Origin of the sequence: Mycobacterium sp. (assembly GCF_049585075.1) — a bacterium.
Lineage (GTDB): Bacteria > Actinomycetota > Actinomycetes > Mycobacteriales > Mycobacteriaceae > Mycobacterium.
This window is the reverse complement of the sequence record NZ_JBAUZA010000377.1, coordinates 14,353-30,252: the sequence shown is the minus strand read 5'-3', so window position 1 is coordinate 30,252 and position 15,900 is coordinate 14,353. Positions and strand designations below refer to the sequence as shown.

The 15,900-nt window shown below is 64.6% G+C and carries 18 protein-coding genes; 6 read left to right on the top strand and 12 right to left on the bottom strand.

What is annotated here, in order from left to right; translation table 11 throughout:
• From WB785_RS17885 to lmeA, 8 genes are all read right to left on the bottom strand, one after another.
• Positions 1-736 (bottom strand): toll/interleukin-1 receptor domain-containing protein (locus tag WB785_RS17885; protein WP_424080636.1); only part of this gene is annotated, 736 nt, incomplete at its 3' end.
• 103 nt (positions 737-839) lie between these two features.
• The gene (locus WB785_RS17880; RefSeq protein ID WP_424080635.1) at positions 840-1,505 is read right to left on the bottom strand and encodes an FABP family protein; all 666 of its coding nucleotides are present in this window, start codon (positions 1,503-1,505) and stop codon (positions 840-842) included.
• Positions 1,506-1,650: 145 nt separating this feature from the next.
• On the bottom strand, positions 1,651-1,953 hold the full coding sequence (locus WB785_RS17875) for a DUF1416 domain-containing protein (protein WP_424080634.1): 303 nt from the start codon (positions 1,951-1,953) through the stop codon (positions 1,651-1,653).
• A 1-nt stretch (position 1,954) separates the two neighbouring features.
• On the bottom strand, positions 1,955-2,788 hold the full coding sequence (locus tag WB785_RS17870; protein ID WP_424080633.1) for a sulfurtransferase: 834 nt from the start codon (positions 2,786-2,788) through the stop codon (positions 1,955-1,957).
• A 20-nt stretch (positions 2,789-2,808) separates the two neighbouring features.
• On the bottom strand, positions 2,809-3,279 hold the full coding sequence (locus WB785_RS17865; protein ID WP_424080632.1) for a DUF4395 domain-containing protein: 471 nt from the start codon (positions 3,277-3,279) through the stop codon (positions 2,809-2,811).
• A gap of 98 nt (positions 3,280-3,377) precedes the next feature.
• Positions 3,378-3,500, bottom strand: a complete 123-nt coding sequence (locus tag WB785_RS17860) for an Ms5788A family Cys-rich leader peptide (RefSeq protein WP_424080631.1) — start codon at positions 3,498-3,500, stop codon at positions 3,378-3,380.
• Positions 3,500-3,910 carry a thioredoxin family protein gene (locus tag WB785_RS17855; protein ID WP_424080630.1) on the bottom strand — a complete coding sequence of 137 codons (411 nt, stop codon included), beginning with the start codon at positions 3,908-3,910 and terminating at the stop codon, positions 3,500-3,502. The genes WB785_RS17860 and WB785_RS17855 overlap by 1 nt, the downstream gene beginning before the upstream one ends.
• Positions 3,907-4,719 (bottom strand): mannan chain length control protein LmeA, encoded by an 813-nt coding sequence (gene lmeA, locus WB785_RS17850; RefSeq protein WP_424080629.1) that lies wholly within the window; start codon positions 4,717-4,719, stop codon positions 3,907-3,909. The genes WB785_RS17855 and lmeA overlap by 4 nt, the downstream gene beginning before the upstream one ends.
• Before the next feature lie 197 nt (positions 4,720-4,916).
• Between lmeA and WB785_RS17845 the strand changes: the two genes are divergently transcribed.
• The 6 genes from WB785_RS17845 to pstB all read left to right on the top strand — a co-directional run bounded on the left by WB785_RS17845 (position 4,917) and on the right by pstB (position 10,635).
• On the top strand, positions 4,917-5,684 hold the full coding sequence (locus WB785_RS17845) for a winged helix-turn-helix transcriptional regulator (RefSeq protein WP_424080628.1): 768 nt from the start codon (positions 4,917-4,919) through the stop codon (positions 5,682-5,684).
• Entirely contained in the window at positions 5,681-6,628 is a 948-nt protein-coding gene (gene mshD / locus WB785_RS17840) for a mycothiol synthase (RefSeq protein WP_424080627.1), read from the top strand. The genes WB785_RS17845 and mshD overlap by 4 nt, the downstream gene beginning before the upstream one ends.
• Positions 6,629-6,753: 125 nt before the next feature.
• The gene (gene pstS / locus WB785_RS17835; RefSeq protein WP_424080638.1) at positions 6,754-7,863 is read left to right on the top strand and encodes a phosphate ABC transporter substrate-binding protein PstS; all 1,110 of its coding nucleotides are present in this window, start codon (positions 6,754-6,756) and stop codon (positions 7,861-7,863) included.
• A 129-nt stretch (positions 7,864-7,992) separates the two neighbouring features.
• The gene (gene pstC / locus WB785_RS17830) at positions 7,993-8,937 is read left to right on the top strand and encodes a phosphate ABC transporter permease subunit PstC (protein WP_424080637.1); all 945 of its coding nucleotides are present in this window, start codon (positions 7,993-7,995) and stop codon (positions 8,935-8,937) included.
• On the top strand, positions 8,934-9,866 hold the full coding sequence (gene pstA / locus WB785_RS17825) for a phosphate ABC transporter permease PstA (RefSeq protein ID WP_424080626.1): 933 nt from the start codon (positions 8,934-8,936) through the stop codon (positions 9,864-9,866). The genes pstC and pstA overlap by 4 nt, the downstream gene beginning before the upstream one ends.
• Complete coding sequence (gene pstB / locus WB785_RS17820) at positions 9,859-10,635, top strand: phosphate ABC transporter ATP-binding protein PstB (protein ID WP_424080625.1); 777 nt, start codon at positions 9,859-9,861, stop codon at positions 10,633-10,635. Before pstA ends, pstB begins: the two co-directional genes overlap by 8 nt.
• On the opposite strand, the gene phoU is transcribed toward pstB, so the two are convergent.
• The 4 genes from phoU to WB785_RS17800 form a co-directional block, all read right to left on the bottom strand.
• Positions 10,632-11,300 carry a phosphate signaling complex protein PhoU gene (phoU, locus tag WB785_RS17815; protein ID WP_424080624.1) on the bottom strand — a complete coding sequence of 223 codons (669 nt, stop codon included), beginning with the start codon at positions 11,298-11,300 and terminating at the stop codon, positions 10,632-10,634. The two genes, pstB and phoU, sit on opposite strands and share 4 nt — an antisense overlap.
• A 100-nt stretch (positions 11,301-11,400) precedes the next feature.
• A complete protein-coding gene (locus WB785_RS17810) occupies positions 11,401-13,542 on the bottom strand; it encodes an LCP family protein (RefSeq protein WP_424080623.1) in 2,142 nt (713 codons plus the stop codon).
• A gap of 163 nt (positions 13,543-13,705) precedes the next feature.
• A complete protein-coding gene (dusB, locus tag WB785_RS17805; RefSeq protein ID WP_424080622.1) occupies positions 13,706-14,839 on the bottom strand; it encodes a tRNA dihydrouridine synthase DusB in 1,134 nt (377 codons plus the stop codon).
• Positions 14,840-14,845: 6 nt separating this feature from the next.
• Complete coding sequence (locus WB785_RS17800) at positions 14,846-15,865, bottom strand: acyl-ACP desaturase (RefSeq protein WP_424080621.1); 1,020 nt, start codon at positions 15,863-15,865, stop codon at positions 14,846-14,848.
• Positions 15,866-15,900: the final 35 nt, after the last annotated feature.

Sequence of the window (15,900 nt, the reverse complement as noted above, 5' to 3'; positions counted from 1 at the left end):
TTGCGGGAGTGGCAGCTCGCGCCACCGGGTGCTCGTGCTGCGGCCGCGCTGCCACGGTCGGGGCATCCGCGACCGCGGCCTTGGTATCGACCGACGCGAGCAGTTCCTCGATTTCGGTTCGTGTGCGGTAGGTGACATCGCTTCTGTCGCGCAGCATTCGCAGCAGACGGGCGATGTCGTTGCGGGCCGTGGGATCGTCGCCGTCCTCTTCGAGCCCGGATTTGAGTTCGGTCAGCAAGTGGGTTTGCTGACGAGGGTCGAGATCTTGCTCGGCGAGGGTAGTGGACAGCCGCATCAGGTAGGCAAACGGCACCGGCGGTTCGTCGGGCAGCGGCGAGGGAAGGGGCGGCTGCTGGGCGGCCAACGCGTGGACAGCGGTGACCAACTGGATACCGGTGTCAACGGTCGGGTTCTGGTAGTCGATAACCTGCAGTGCGGCAAGCGGATTGGCCCGCATACTGTCGACCGGGCCGATCCGAACAGGAAGGATGGGTCGCTGCAGTGCCTGTGCGTAACGCAACTCGGCCTGACAGGGCTTGGACTCCAGCGAGTGATTCGACAGCGCGACGATGAAGACCTCGCAAGCGCGGATCTGCTCGAGGATTTCGTTCCACCAGGCTTGCCCGCCACCGAGGTCTTCATCGAACCAAACCTGCTGGCGTGCCCGCCGAAGCGCCGTCGTCAACGGCTCGATGGCCGACCGGTCTTGGCTTGAGTAGCTGACAAATAGCCCCATAGCAGTCTCCTCCGGCACGGGGGCGAACGGGCAAACTGCGATGCGACGATAACGCATCATCGCTCCGGCCGGGCAGCATTCGGATGCAGCTGCCGACGCGGTGTCAGCCGACGAACCGCGAGAGCCGCGCCGACAAATGCGGCACCAACCCGCCGTCGGCGTCCACCCGTTCTTCGACGTAGGCCAGGTCGCCGCCCTCGACGATGCCGTAGAGCCGCTTAGCGCCGCCGACCAGCACACCAGATCGGCTGCGGGCCAAGGCATCGGTGACCAATTCCCACGACGACTGGTTGAGGGGCCGCCCGTAAAACAGCTCGACGTAGCCGGCGGAGTGCGCCAGCAGCAACTCGATGGCGTGGGACTCGGTGGGGTCGTGGGGATCGTTCACGAAGCGCCAATAGCCGGTTTCTCGCAGGTCGGGTCCCTGGTAGTCGCCGGTATCGGTGACCCGCCACGACCGTGCCTCCCAGTTGAGGTAGTCGCCGCCGTCGTGTGAAACCACGATCTGCTGCCCGAACCGGTAGTCGCCGTCGGCTCCGCGGCCCTCTCCTTCGCCGCGCCAAACGCCAACCAGCGGAAGCAAAGCCAGCAGGGCATCATTCAGATTTGCGCCTTCGCGCAGGTTCGCGGTGTCAGCGGGGATAGGCAGATCATCGAAGACCGGGATGTTGCGAGCCGCGGTCGCTTTGGCGCGTTCGGCGGCTGCGGCCACGGCACGATCTCCGGAACCACGGGAACCGGCCGGTCCGTCAGGGCCCTCGGAGGTCACGACTCGTCAGTGATGAGCCGGTAGAGCATGTACAGCGCGAACCATGAGATGAACACGGTCATCCCGACCAGAATGATCTCGAAGAGCAAAACCACGGGAACGAGTCTAGTTCGACAACGATGCTCGGACTCGTCGGGGAGACCGCTCAGGCGATCTTGACGTCGACCTCGTGGATCCCGGCACCCGACGGGTTCACCACCGCGTCGCCGTTACCAACCGCCGATAAGGCGCGCAGCGTCCAGGATCCGGGTGCGGCGAAGAACCGGAAGTCACCGGTGGCCGACGCGACGACCTCCGCAGTGAACTCGTCGGAGGAATCCAGCAGTCGCACGAACGCGCCGCCGACGGCCTGGCCGTCACCATCGACAACCCGACCGGTGATCACCGTCTCCTTCTCCAGATCGACGCTGGCCGGCAACGTCTGTCCTTGCTTCGGTGCAGAGCACATATCAGCTTCCCAACTCGATCGGGGCGCCCACCAGGGAGCCGTATTCCGTCCAACTGCCGTCGTAGTTCTTGACATTCCTGTGGCCGAGCAATTCCTGCAAAACGAACCAAGTGTGCGACGAGCGCTCGCCGATTCGGCAGTAAGCAATCGTTTCCTTCGACCCGTCCAGACCGGCGTCGGCATAGAGCCTGGCCAGGTCCTCATCGGACTTGAACGTGCCGTCTTCGTTGGCGGCCTTACTCCACGGCACATTGATCGCGCTGGGGATGTGGCCGGGCCGCTGGCTTTGTTCCTGAGGCAGGTGGGCCGGCGCCAGGATCTTGCCGGAGAACTCGTCCGGTGAGCGGACATCGACCAGGTTCTTGGCGTTGATGGCCGCGATGACCTCGTCGCGAAACGCCCGGATGCTGTTGTCGGGCGCCTTGGCGGTGTAGGACGTCGCGGGCCGCTGCACTGGCTCGGTCGACATCGGCCGCGCGTCGAGCTCCCACTTCTTGCGGCCGCCGTCGAGCAACTTGACGTTGTCATGGCCGTATAGCTTGAAGTACCAGTACGCGTAGGCGGCGAACCAGTTGTTGTTGCCCCCGTAGAGGATCACGGTGTCGTCGTTGGCGATGCCGCGGTCACTCAGCAGCTTGGAGAACTGCTGGGCGTCGACGAAGTCACGCTTGACGGGGTCTTGCAGATCGGTACGCCAGTCCAGTTTGACCGCGCCGGGGATGTGACCGACGTCGTATGCGCTGGTGTCCTCGTCGACTTCAACGAAGACCGTGTTCGCGGCGTCGAGATTGCTCTGGGCCCAGTCGGTGGAGACCAGGACGTCGGAGCGTGCCATGTGGTGGATCCTTTCGGGGGTTATGCGGGCTCGGAAGTCCTGGAAGTGGGCTTCAGATGCACGACGAGCGGGTAGAGCTGGCAGCCCAGGCAGATCCCGAAAGCTGCGTTGAGGAAAGCCGCCACCAATGCTGCTGCGGTAGCGATGAGGCCGACCAGCGGCGTACCGGAGGCGAATCCGGCCGCGCCGATGACGGCGAAGACCAGGCCGACCAGTTGAGCGAACTTCAGTGGCGGCGCCGGCTCGCGTTCGCGGACCGGTCCCAGGCGCGGGGCCACCAGATTGGCGAAGATCAGGCCATAGGGGTGGCGGCGCGGGCCGGCCGTGGCGCCGATTGCGAAGATGACGGCCTGCAGGCCCAGGATGATCGCGGCGGCGGGGTTGCTGACGCCGGAGACGACGAGGGTGATCACCAGCACGACGGTGGTGATCCAGGCGACGAATCGAGGCCCGCGAACATCGACCTGGTCGATGGTGCTGGTGCTCGACATGATGGGGCTCCTAGCTGCTCTGTGCAGGGGTATGGGGGACGCGCGCCAAGGTGTTTGTTCCTGGCTGCTCCGAGCGCGGCGCGCGAAAGCGCGGCTACTCAGCAACTACAACAACAACAGCAGCAACCCGCGACGCGGCACAGATCAACCGTGCGGCGCTTGGTGAGCAGGAGCTCAACGCGGGTGGACACGTCGGACAGCTTACCCAATGGCCACGCCATCAAGCCAACAGCGGAGTCAACGCCGACCGCAGGTCATCGGCCTTCGGCACACCCGCGGTGCGGTATCGCTGACGTCCGTGCGCGTCGAAGATAAAAGTAGTGGGCAGCGATAAAACTGAAAGACGTCGCGCGGCGGCTGGATTGGCGTCCATGTCGATTTCCACGTGCGCGACCTCACCGAGGTCGTCACACACCTGGGTGACCACGCGGCGCACGTGGGTACACGGCGAGCACCATGGCGCGCTGAAATGCACGACGGTCGGCCCGGCAGCCGACAGGCCCAAGTCGCTGGTGTCCAGTTCCACCCCGGAATCGGTGGGCCGGACAGCGCCCGTGCGCCGGGTCAGCAGCCAGCCGACGACGGCTGCCACTGCCAGCGCAGCCACCATGGCCACGATCGAGGGGGTCATGCCCGGTTAAACCCGTCGAGCGTGATCGTTAATCCCTTGTTGATGCCCTCGATGATCACGTCGGAGCCACGAGCGCCTTGACTCGTGGGCGTCAGCCCGAACGGAAGCCTTTGGTCGGGCAGCTTTCCGGCGAACGCGGCCAGCACTGCGGCGCGCTTGTCGTCGGGAACCTTCTGGTCGGCGGTATCCGGGCCGGTCAGCACGCCGGTCGGGGTGAACACCAGGGTGGTCTTGTCGTCGCCGGCAATCGACAGGTCTACGGACACGCTGACCCGCTTGTCGAACTGGGCTGATTTGGGGGTGCCGGTGAACACCAGACCGTGGCTGCCCGAGATCCCCGATTCGGTTGTACCGCCGGTCGCGTTGTTGGTCTCCTGCGGCGGCGCCTCGACCATCAGGTCGCGGATACCCATGTAGCGGCCAAGATGCAGGGAGTCGATGATGATCCGGCTCTCCAGTTTGCCGACCCGAAGCTTGGCGCTCGGCCCGATCAGCCAGGACGTGTCGCTTAAGTCGACCGAATACATGGTCGCCTCCAGCGTGGCTTTCCCGATCACCGGACGGTCGACTGCGCTGGCCTTGATTTCCACCTCTCGGTAGTGGTTGCGCATCGCCTGCGGGATTACCGGGAAGCCGAGGATCGCGACGAATGGATCGAAACCCAGGTTGGCTGTCTGGCGCACTGTGCGGGCCAGGCGATATTCGGCGTAGATCGTGGTCCCGAAGTCGACGCCCGCGGCTCCCACTGCCACGATCACGACGGCCAGTACCACCGCTACCGCAGCGACCAGCACCTTACGCATCCGCATATTGTGGCGTACCTCGGCGCCATGTCTGCATCGTCACCGCGCTGGGTCTAATTGCGCGCTTCGCGCTCAGACCGCCCCCGGTCTGCATCGTCACCGCGCTGACTTGCGGGGTTCACGCTATCGTTTAATAACCAGGCCGATAACTTCACACCTCGCCATGAATTTGGGAGGCGCCTTTCCCACGACGCTGGAGGGGCTTGTTGGATCTACTACTACTGACCGCGGAGCCGCACCCGGACGTGGTCCTACCCTCGTTGTCGCTGCTAGCGCACCACGTGCGTACAGCGCCGCCCGATGTTTCCTCGTTGCTGGAAGCAGGTAGCGCCGACATCCTGATCGTCGACGCGCGACTTGACCTGCCCGCAGCGCGTGGGCTGTGCCGGTTGCTGAGTTCGACGGGCCGCTCGATCCCGGCGGTGGTTGTGGTGAACGAGGGCGGCCTGGTGGCCGTTAACGCCGACTGGGGCTTGGACGAGATCTTGCTTCCCAGCACCGGGCCGGCCGAGATCGACGCCCGGCTGCGACTGCTGATCGGCCGCAAGGGCAGCCTGCAGGACCAGGAAAGCGTCGGCAAGATCAGCCTCGGTGAACTGGTGATCGACGAGAGCACCTACACAGCGCGGTTGCGTGGACGTCCGCTGGACCTCACTTATAAGGAGTTCGAGCTACTGAAGTATCTGGCGCAGCATGCCGGCCGGGTATTCACCCGGGCCCAGCTGTTGCACGAGGTATGGGGATACGACTTCTTCGGTGGCACCCGCACGGTCGACGTGCACGTGCGCCGGCTGCGGGCCAAACTCGGGCCGGAGTACGAGTCGCTGATCGGCACGGTGCGCAACGTGGGCTACAAGGCGGTCCGGCCGAGCCGCGGCCGGCCACCGAGCGGCGAGCCCGCCCCCGCCGACGACGAGCCCGAGGCAGAGAGTCGCCAGGAGTCGCTGGTCGATCCGTTGCGCAGCCAGTGACACAACCCGAGTGGCGGGCGGAGCTAGCCGCGGAAGAACAGCAACAGATACGTGAACTGGTCAGTGCGGCAGGTGAATTCGATGAAGTGGCACCTGTCGGCGAGCAAGTTCTGCGGGAGTTGGCACATCGCCGCACCGGGCACCTGCTGGCCACTGGTCGTCATCCAGGCGGCGGCGAGCGAATCATCGGTTATCTGAATCTCTCCTCGAGCCAGCAAGATGGGTTCGGCATGGCGGAGTTGGTGGTACATCCGCAATCCCGCCGTCGCGGTATCGGCACTGAATTGATTCGTGCCGCATTGTCGAAAACCGCTGGGAGAAACTACTTTTGGGCGCACGGCACGCTGGCTCCAGCGCGGGCGACCGCGTCGGCGTTAGGTCTGGTAGCGGTTCGCGAGCTCGTACAGATGCGCCGCTCGCTGCGCGGCATCACCGAGCCGTCCGTGCCCGACGGGATACGCATCCGGACTTACGCCGGCATCGACGACGACGCCGAACTACTGCGGGTCAACAACGCCGCGTTCGCAAAACACCCCGAACAAGGCGGCTGGGCGGCAACTGATCTGGCTGAGCGACGCGCCGAAAAGTGGTTCGATCCCGAAGGGCTGTTCCTGGCCTTCGACGAACAGACGGACGCGCTGCTTGGCTTCCACTGGACGAAAGTGCACCCCGAGGAGCCCGGACTGGGCGAGGTCTATGTCGTCGGCGTCGATCCGTCGGCGCAGGGCAGTGGTCTGGGTGGGCTGCTGACATCGGTGGGCGTCGCGTTCCTGGCGCGGCAGCTGGCAACGGCAGCCCAACCCACAGTGATGCTCTATGTCGAGTCGGACAACGCCGCCGCGCTGGCTACCTACCGGCGCCTGGGTTTCACCGAGCATCGTGTCGACACCGCCTATGCGGTGGCCACATCCAGCCCGACCGCCACCGGCACGGGCGCTCGCTGAGCTGTTCATTGGCCGTTCACGTAGCTGCGGGATACCGTCTACGCCCGGCGAATACGTTTCGGTTAGCCGCGCACACCCTGGCGGGAGGGTGAGTCGTGGACAAAATCCTTCAGAAAGCGAGATCGGTGAAGCTCGACCCGGTAGGCAGAGCGCTGGTGGCCGCGGTGTCGATAGCGCTGATCGCGGGCCTGACGTCGAGCGGCTGTGGCAGCGACAGCAACCTGCACGGCATGTCGGCACCGACTGGACCGGTGAACTGTGCCGGCAAGCCCGACCTGACCGCCGAGGGATCCACGGCTCAGCAAAACGCCATTGCCTTGTTCAATACGGATTGGGCTCAGCTGTGCTCCGGTAAGCAGCTGGCGTACAACCCAACCGGGTCAGGCGCCGGGCGCGAGCAGTTCATCGCCGCGCATGTGGACTTCGCCGGGTCTGACTCACCGCTGAGCCGCGACCAGATCGATCCGGCCGCCGAGCGCTGCCACGGAAATCCGGCGTGGCATTTGCCGATGGTCTTCGGGCCGGTCGCGATTGTCTACCACCTGGACGGTGTCGAGCGGCTGGTTCTCAGTGCTGACGTGCTGGCCAAGATCTTCAGTGGCCAGATCTTTGATTGGAACGACCCGCAGATCGTCGCACTCAACCCCGGCGTGGCCCTGCCCGACACCAAGATCTGGCCGATCTACCGGTCGGACTCCTCGGGTACCACCGACAACTTTCAGAAGTATCTGGCCGCGGCGGCGCCGAAGAGCTGGACCAAGGGCACCGGCAGCGAGTTTCAGGGCGGCGTGGGTGAAGGCACCCAGAAGTCGGCCGGTGTCGTCCAGGCCGTGCAATCCACGTCGGGTGCCATTGGGTATGTCGAGAAAGGCTTCGCCGATCAAAGCGGCGTGCCCTACGCGCAGATCAATGCCGGCAGCGGTCCGGTGGCGCTCACCGATGACGCGGCCCGCAAGGCCATCGACAGCGCCACCTTCGCAGGCCGGGGCAACGACTTGAAACTGAATCTGAAATCGCTCTACAGCACCAAAGAGGCCGGTGCGTACCCGCTGGTGCTCGCCACCTACGAGATCGTCTGCTCCAAGGGCTACGACGCTGCGACTACGGCCGCCATCAAATCGCTGTTGACGGTGGCCGCCGTTAACGCGCAAAGCGGTCTCTCGGCCGCCGGGTATGTTCCGTTACCGGATAGGTTCAAGCAGCGCCTGGTGGCCGCGATCAACGCGATCCAGTGATCGATCTGATTGACTTGGGGTCGAGGTCTTTTGCCTGATGGGAATACCGTGACGACGCCAAATCCAGCCGATGCCGGCTCGGGTGGGGGCGTGGCCGCAACGAGGCCGCCGTCCGCGGCTGTCCGCTCCTTGCGCTGGGCCAACACCAAACCGGGTCACGGTGACCAGCTGTTTCGTGGCCTGTCGACGGGTTCGGGCGTGCTGATCGTTGTACTGATCGCCGCCATCGCGGTGTTTCTGCTGATGCGGGCAATACCAGCCCTGGCGCGCAATCAGGAAAACTTCCTCACCTATGGCGGCAACTGGGTCACCACTAATACATCGGCGATGCATTTCGGCATCCTCGACCTGCTGCAGGTCACGGTGTTTGTGGCGCTGTTCGCGCTGACCCTGGCGATGCCGGTGGCCCTGGGTATCGCGATTTTCCTCACCCAGTACTCACCGCGCCGTATCGCGGCACCACTTTCCTATGTGGTCGACCTGCTCGCCGCTGTGCCGTCGATCATCTACGGGGTCTGGGGTTTGTACGTGTTGGCGCCGCGATTGCGACCAATCGCGACCTGGCTCAACCAACATCTGGGCGGGCTTTTTCTTTTCGCGACCGGTAATGCGTCGGTTTCCGGGGGCGGCACGATCTTCACCGGCGGGATCGTTTTGGCGGTGATGATTCTGCCGATCATTGCCGCGGTGACCCGCGAGGTGTTCTTGAAGACGCCGCAGAGCCACATCGAGGCTGCGCTGGCGCTCGGCGCCACCCGCTGGGAGGTGGTCAAGACCACGGTGTTGCCGTTCGGACGCTCCGGCTACATCAGCGGCGCGATGTTGGGTCTGGGCCGAGCCCTGGGTGAAACCGTGGCGCTGCTGATCATTCTGCGCGGCACCCAGACGGCGTTCGGCTGGTCGCTGTTCGACGGCGGCTACACCTTCGCGACGAAGATCGCGGCCACCGCGTCAGAGTTCAACAACCCGTACAAAGCCGGGGCCTACATCGCGGCCGGATTGGTGCTGTTCTTGCTCACTTTCGTGGTTGATGCGATGGCCCGCGCCGCCGTTGCCGGCAAGGGCAAGCGATGACGTCGATCCTGGACCGCCCGCTCAAAGCGCGCACATTCGCAGGCGTCAGCCGGCGCCGACGGCTGGCCAACGGCACGGCGACCGTGCTGGTCACGCTGTCGGTGATGGTGGCCTTGATCCCGCTGGTCTGGGTGCTCTTTGCGGTATCGGCCAAAGGCCTCACGGCCGTCAGGTCAAGCGAGTGGTGGACGCATTCCCAAGCCCAGCTGACCGCGTTCTTACCCGGCGGGGGCGCCTACCACGCGATTGTCGGCACGGTCATGCAGGGACTGGTATGCGCGGTCATCTCGATACCGATCGGCATCTTCGTCGCCATCTATCTGGTCGAATACGGCGGCGGCACCCGATTAGGCAAGCTGACCACGTTCATGGTGGACATTCTCACCGGGGTCCCCTCGATCGTGGCCGCGCTGTTCATCTATGCACTGTGCATCGCCACCCTTGGCCTTCCCCGGTCCGGCTTCGCGGTGTCGCTGGCGTTGGTGCTGCTGATGCTTCCGGTGATCGTTCGTGCCACCGAGGAGATGCTGCGGATCGTCCCGGTAGACCTGCGCGAAGCCAGCTTCGCGCTGGGCGTGCCCAAGTGGAAAACGATCACCCGCATCGTGCTTCCGGCCGGGCTGTCAGGCATCATCACCGGCGTCATGCTGGCGCTGGCCAGGGTGATGGGGGAGACCGCGCCGCTGCTGATCTTGGTGGGCTATTCGCAAGCGATGAACTTTGACATGTTCAGCGGCTTCATGGGGTCGCTGCCAGGCATGATGTACGACCAAACCTCGGCAGGCGCGGGCGCCAACCCCATTCCTACCGATCGGCTGTGGGGCGCTGCCCTAACGCTGATTTTGCTGATCGCCGTCATTAATGTGGTGGCCAGGGTGGTGGCGAAACTCGTTGCGCCCGAAAAGCTAGGCAGGAGCTGGAGTGGCTAAGCGGTTAGACCTCAAGGACGTCAACATCTATTACGGCGCGTTCCATGCGGTCGCTGACGTTTCGCTATCGGTTCTGCCCCGCAGCGTGACGGCATTCATCGGCCCGTCCGGCTGTGGCAAGACCACAGTGCTACGCACCCTGAACCGGATGCATGAAGTCATCCCTGGTGCCCGAATGCACGGCAGCGTTTTGCTGGACGACGACGACATCTACGGCTCGGGGATCGACCCGGTCGGCGTGCGTCGCGCGATCGGAATGGTGTTTCAGCGACCAAATCCATTCCCCACCATGTCGATTCGCGACAATGTGGTGGCCGGGCTGAAGCTGCAGGGCATGCGCAACCGAAAGCGGCTCGACGACACCGCGGAATACGCGCTGCGGGGGGCCAACCTGTGGGAAGAGGTCAAGGACCGGTTGGACCGGCCCGGGGGCGGGTTATCCGGCGGTCAGCAGCAACGGCTGTGCATCGCGCGGGCCATCGCCGTGCAACCCGACGTGCTGCTGATGGACGAGCCGTGCTCGTCTCTGGACCCGATCTCGACGATGGCGATCGAGGACCTGATCGCCGAGCTGAAACAGGAGTACACCATCGTCATCGTCACCCATAACATGCAGCAGGCTGCGCGGGTCAGCGATCACACCGCGTTTTTCAACCTGGAGTCGGTCGGAAAACCTGGCAGATTGGTCGAAATCGACGATACCGAGAAGATCTTCTCCAACCCGACTCAGAAGGCCACCGAAGACTACATCTCCGGCCGCTTCGGCTAGCTCGACTTGGCGACCGTGCCCTCTTCGGGGAAGTGACCTGTCGCCTGGAAGATGACCCGTCGCGCCACCTCGACGGCGTGATCGGCGAATCGCTCGTAGAACCGGCCCAGCAACGTCACGTCGACCGCTGAGGCAACCCCGTGCTTCCACTCCCGGTCCATCAACACGGTGAACAGATGGCGATGCAGGTCGTCCATCGCATCGTCTTCTTCGCGGATGCGCGCGGCCTTTTCCGGATCGCGGGTCGACAGCACTTCTTGTGCGCTGTTGCCCAATTCCACTGCCAATCGGCCCATCTCGGCGAAGTATCCGTTGACCTCTTCGGGCAGCGCGTGCTGTGGATGCCGCCGGCGGGCGATCTTGGCGACGTGCAGTGCCAGTGCCCCCATCCGGTCGATGTCGGCGACCATCTGGATTGCGCTGACGATCGAGCGCAGATCGCCGGCGACGGGTGCTTGTAAGGCGAGCAAGACGAAGGCGCTTTCCTCGGCCTGGGCGCTCAGCTGTGCGATCTTCTCGTGGTCGGACATGACCTGCTCGGCCAACACCAGGTCTGCGTGCAGCAGCGCCTGAGTTGCGTGTTCCATCGCGGCGCCGGCCAGCCCGCACATCTCGCCGAGCTGCTCGGAGAGCTCAGCGAGCTGTTCGTGGTAAGCGGTACGCATGTTGGCAAGCCTACGTTCTCATTCGCCGGACCGGGATGAAGTGGGGTGTGAACTCGCGGTGAATGGCGGTTTGCAGTCAAATCGTCGAGCGTGGTTGCGGCTATTCACATGTGGTGTCGGCGGCGTTGGTCACCGACAAGTCGTCCGGAAGTTTGGTCGGTTGGCTGTTGCTGTTGCGGTCGATCTGGACGCTGACCGACGATCCCGTCGGCGGCGGTGCGCCCACCGACGAGAAGTCTGGGCCGAGCACCACCTGGACGGTTTTCCCAATCCCGGTGATGCGCTCGATCTTTGGATTCGAAAGAGTCGCCGCGACCGTAGCTGCGGCCTGTTCGTTGCCGGCTGAGAAGAGCACTGTCGTGGACTTCAGTGAGCTCGGGTAGTCGTCCGGCGCCTTGACCCTGAAGCCGTGGCGCTTCAGCTGGGTGCTGGCGGTGGTGGCCAGCCCCGACTTGCTGGTCGAGTTCGACACCTGCACGATGACGTCGTGCGGCGAGGCCGTCACCGCCTGCACCTGCTCGGAATGCGGCTCGGCCGACGGGCTGGTGGTCTTGGGCGCCTTGCTGGCCAGCGACTTTGTCGGCGGGCTCGTGGTCGCGTTCAAGTCGTTTTCGCCGGGCAGCGGGTCGTCGTTGATGATCGCGTCGAACATTGCCCGCATGTCAGAGGTGCGGGGCGGCTCGTCGCCGTTTGCGTCGGTTTCGCCGGTCGGCACGGTCACGAAGGAGACGTGGCCGGCGGACATGCCCTGCACCGACTGGCCGAGCTGGACGAGGTCCTTGGTTTTGACGTTGTCGACGTAGCTGTCCTTGATGAACGTATTGACGACGTTGTTGAGCTTGTTCAGCGAAAAGAAGGTGTCCTGGGAGATCAGCGAGCGCAGCAGCGAGGACATGAATAGCTGCTGACGTTTGATGCGTCCGTAGTCGCCGTTGTTCTCTGTCGTGACGTTGCGGGCGCGAACGTAATTCAGCGCGGTTTTCGAGTCGATTCGTTGGCGACCGGCGCGCGCCAGCACGGTGCCCAATTCGTAGTCTTTCAGCGGGGTCGTGCTGCACACCTCGACGCCGCCCAGCGCGTCGACCATCTTGGCGAAACCGGCGAAGTCGACCGCGATGAAGCGATTGATGCTTAGCCCGGACAACTTTTGGATTTCCTTCACCAGACACTTCGGGCCGCCGAACGCGAATGTCGAGTTCAGCTTCGTCTCGGTGTAGACGTTTTTGGGACCGTACTTTTTGGTGTCCTGGTCGTAAAGCGGGCCGTACTCGCCGGTGTCAGGGTTCCACGCCTCGCACTGGATCGGCGTGATCGCCAGGTCGCGCGGAAACGAAACTGCCACTACGCGTTTGCGGTTCGCCGGAATGTTCACCAGCATGATGGTATCGGAACGCGCGCCGCCGGCATCCTCGGTGTCGCCTGCGCCCATGGCGCCGTTCGCCCCGGCACGAGAGTCGATGCCGACGATCAAAAAGTCCTCATCGCCGTATTGCGCACTCGGGTCGACGACGTCGCGCGACTGCGGGTCCAATGCGCTGACGATGTTGAGCCGGTGGTTCTTTGACGCGCTCCACTGCCAAGCGCCGCCGGTCAGCGCCAGTGCCACGGCCGCGATCGCGGCGGCCATCAATCGGCCGGCCAGCAGCATCGCGTGGCGTCTGCGATTGCCCTTCGGGTTGGGATCTTCGCCAGCCGCGGGGTCGTCGACGGGCTGCGCCGGTCGCGACCGAACCGGCGTTTTCGGCAGGACGGTGGTCTGCTCGGCGTCGGCGCGGCCGCGGCGACGCTCGGGTGGGCTGACTTCCAGGTCGGTCAGCGCAAAGGCATAGGCCGGGGACACGGCGTAGGCGTCGTCATATCCGTCGTCGGGCTGAGGCGGTTCCGGCTCTGGCGGTTCGGGATCGGGAGCCGCGCGCCGATGCCGTGGCCTTTCGGTGGTCGAGCCGCCGATCTTGGCGATCAATTCGGCGACGGTGAGACCACCGTCGGTGTGACACCCGTGTGGGCCGTCGTCGGGCTCGGTTGGCGGGCCCGATGACGTCGGCGCCGTCGGGGGCGACCACCGATGGGCGACGGCGACCGTTTGCGAATGCGCTCCGAATCGCTCCCACGGCGCGGCGCCTCGCGTTCCCGTCGTCGCCGCGGTCAGCCCTACATCGTCACCGTAGGCACTCGAAGCGCGCGGATGGCCGGAAGCGGCATCAGGAGTGGCTTTATCGGCGCCAAAGTCGCCGTCACTCATGTCCTACCGGCCTCCGAATCTGGTGAGGTGCACATGCTGTGCGCTTACATCAGCGCAATGCCGGGTGGTCGAGCTTGTTGGGGCTTGGCCACCGACGCGCGACACAACAAGATCCACATCGTACTGAGACATCGTCCGAAACGCGATCTCGGGAGGTGCTCGATTAGCCGCCCGAGTGCATGATGTCGGCCCCAGCCGGGACCGTGCAGTCATCGCGGTCGACCAGCCAGCCCTCCGGCAGGGTGACCCGGGCGGGTGAACCCTGCCGCCCGCGCGGGCCGGTTGCCGCCGTCGGGAACCGCACGCCGGCGTCGAGTTTGTCCAGCAAAGCGCCGAGTTCGTCGCGCGTCTTGACAAGCGCCAGAGCCCGTCGCAACTCCGATCCGGCGGGAAAACCGTGCAGGTACCAGGCGATGTGCTTGCGCATATCGCGCATGCCCTTGTCTTCGCCGAAATGGGCGACCAGCAGCTCTCCGTGCCGGCGGATGATGTCAGCGACCTGGCCGAGATTGGGCGAGGTTGGCGGCGGGCTGCCGGTGAAGGCCGCCGAGAGCTCGGCAAACAGCCACGGTCGGCCCAGACATCCGCGGCCGATGACGACGCCATCGCACCCCGTGACCGCCATCATCGTCAGCGCGTCGCTGGCTTCGAAGATGTCGCCGTTTCCGAGCACCGGGATCGTCCGCACATGCTGCTTGAGCTGGGCGATCTGCTCCCAATCCGCGGCCCCGGAATAGCGCTGAGCTGCCGTGCGGGCGTGCAATGCAATGGCGGCCGCGCCTTCGGACTCCGCGATCCGGCCGGCGTCCAGGTGGGTGTGGTGGTCGTCGTCGATGCCGATCCGGAACTTCACGGTGATCGGGATGTCGGTGCCTGCAGTGGCGGCCACGGCCGCCCCGACGATCTGGCCGAACAGTCGCCGCTTGAACGGCAGCGCCGCCCCGCCACCACGACGGGTGACTTTGGGCACCGGACAACCGAAATTCATGTCGACGTGATCGGCGAGGCCTTCGTCGGCGATCATTTTCACCGCCGCGTAGGTGGTCGCCGGATCGACGGAATAGAGCTGCAGCGACCGCGGCGATTCGTCGGCGGAGAACGTCGTCATGTGCATGGTGACTGGATGCCGCTCGACGAGGGCTCGCGCCGTCACCATCTCGCAGACGTAAAGTCCGCTGACCGTTCCGACCCAGTCCTGCTCGAGCTCGCGGCACAACGTGCGGAATGCGACGTTCGTCACACCCGCCATCGGAGCCAACACCACCGGGCTGGCCAGCGTGATCGGCCCGATACGCAAGGCGGGCTACCGCCGGCTCAGGGTGAGCGTGCCCTCGGTGTGGTGCAGTTCCTTGGCAGTGACCCGCTTGCCCGTTCGGGCTTCGCGGTCGAGCTGCCGCTGCTTTGAGATCTCGAACTTGTCGCAGGCCGCCTCGAGCTCCTTCATCAGCACGGCGATCTCGTCGCGCTGCCGGTTTGCCTCGCCGGTGAGATCTTCCCGCTCGAAGATGCGCCACTTCTTCAGCACGGGCATCACGACCTCCTCGAGGTGGATGCGCGGGTCGTAGACACCGCCGACGGCGATCATCACGGCCTTGCGGCGGAATTCCGGCACCTGGTAGCCGGGCATCTGGAAGTTGTGCAGCACTTTGTGCAACGACGCCATTGCCTTGTCCGGCGCGATCTCCATGCCCGCTTCGGTGACATCACGGTAGAAGATCATGTGCAGGTTCTCGTCCGCCGAGATCTTGGCCAGCAATTGATCGGCGATCGGCTCGTTGCAGGCCTTGCCGGTGTTGCGGTGTGAAATGCGGGTGGCGAGCTCTTGGAACGTGACGTAGACGATCGAGTCGAACAGGTTCTCGCAGAACAGGTCGTCTCGAATCTGGCGATTCTGGCCTGGGCTGAACCCGCGGTTCACCACCTCCAAGCGCAGCTTTTCCAGCTCGATCGGGTCGACGGCGCGGGTGACGACGAGGTAGTCGCGCAGCGCGATGCCGTGCCGGTTCTCCTCGGCCGTCCAGCGGTTCACCCACTGGCCCCAGGCGCCGTCCATGCCGAAGCTCATCGCGATCTCGCGGTGATAGGACGGCAGGTTGTCCTCTGTCATTAGGTTCTGCACCATCGCGACCTGCGCGACGTCGGTCAGCTTCGACTGGCCCGGCTCCCAGTCCTGGCCGCCGAGCGCGTAGAAGTTCTTGCCGTCCGACCACGGGATGTAGTCGTGCGGGTTCCAGGCCTTGTGCATGCTCAGGTGCCGGTTCATGTACTTCTCGACGACCGGCTCGAGTTCACGCAACAGGTCCAGGTCTTGCGGGTCCGGCACAGCGCCTCCCAGTTATCTGTGTCTGTCGGTTTCAG

Coding starts and splice junctions, on each gene's coding strand:
- WB785_RS17875 (WP_424080634.1), bottom strand. CDS start 1,953: ATGTGCTCTGCACCGAAGCAAGGACAGACGTTGCCGGCCAGCGTCGAT.
- WB785_RS17870 (WP_424080633.1), bottom strand. CDS start 2,788: ATGGCACGCTCCGACGTCCTGGTCTCCACCGACTGGGCCCAGAGCAAT.
- WB785_RS17865 (WP_424080632.1), bottom strand. CDS start 3,279: ATGTCGAGCACCAGCACCATCGACCAGGTCGATGTTCGCGGGCCTCGA.
- WB785_RS17860 (WP_424080631.1), bottom strand. CDS start 3,500: ATGGCGTGGCCATTGGGTAAGCTGTCCGACGTGTCCACCCGCGTTGAG.
- WB785_RS17855 (WP_424080630.1), bottom strand. CDS start 3,910: ATGACCCCCTCGATCGTGGCCATGGTGGCTGCGCTGGCAGTGGCAGCC.
- lmeA (WP_424080629.1), bottom strand. CDS start 4,719: ATGCGGATGCGTAAGGTGCTGGTCGCTGCGGTAGCGGTGGTACTGGCC.
- pstA (WP_424080626.1), top strand. CDS start 8,934: ATGACGTCGATCCTGGACCGCCCGCTCAAAGCGCGCACATTCGCAGGC.
- phoU (WP_424080624.1), bottom strand. CDS start 11,300: ATGCGTACCGCTTACCACGAACAGCTCGCTGAGCTCTCCGAGCAGCTC.
- WB785_RS17810 (WP_424080623.1), bottom strand. CDS start 13,542: ATGAGTGACGGCGACTTTGGCGCCGATAAAGCCACTCCTGATGCCGCT.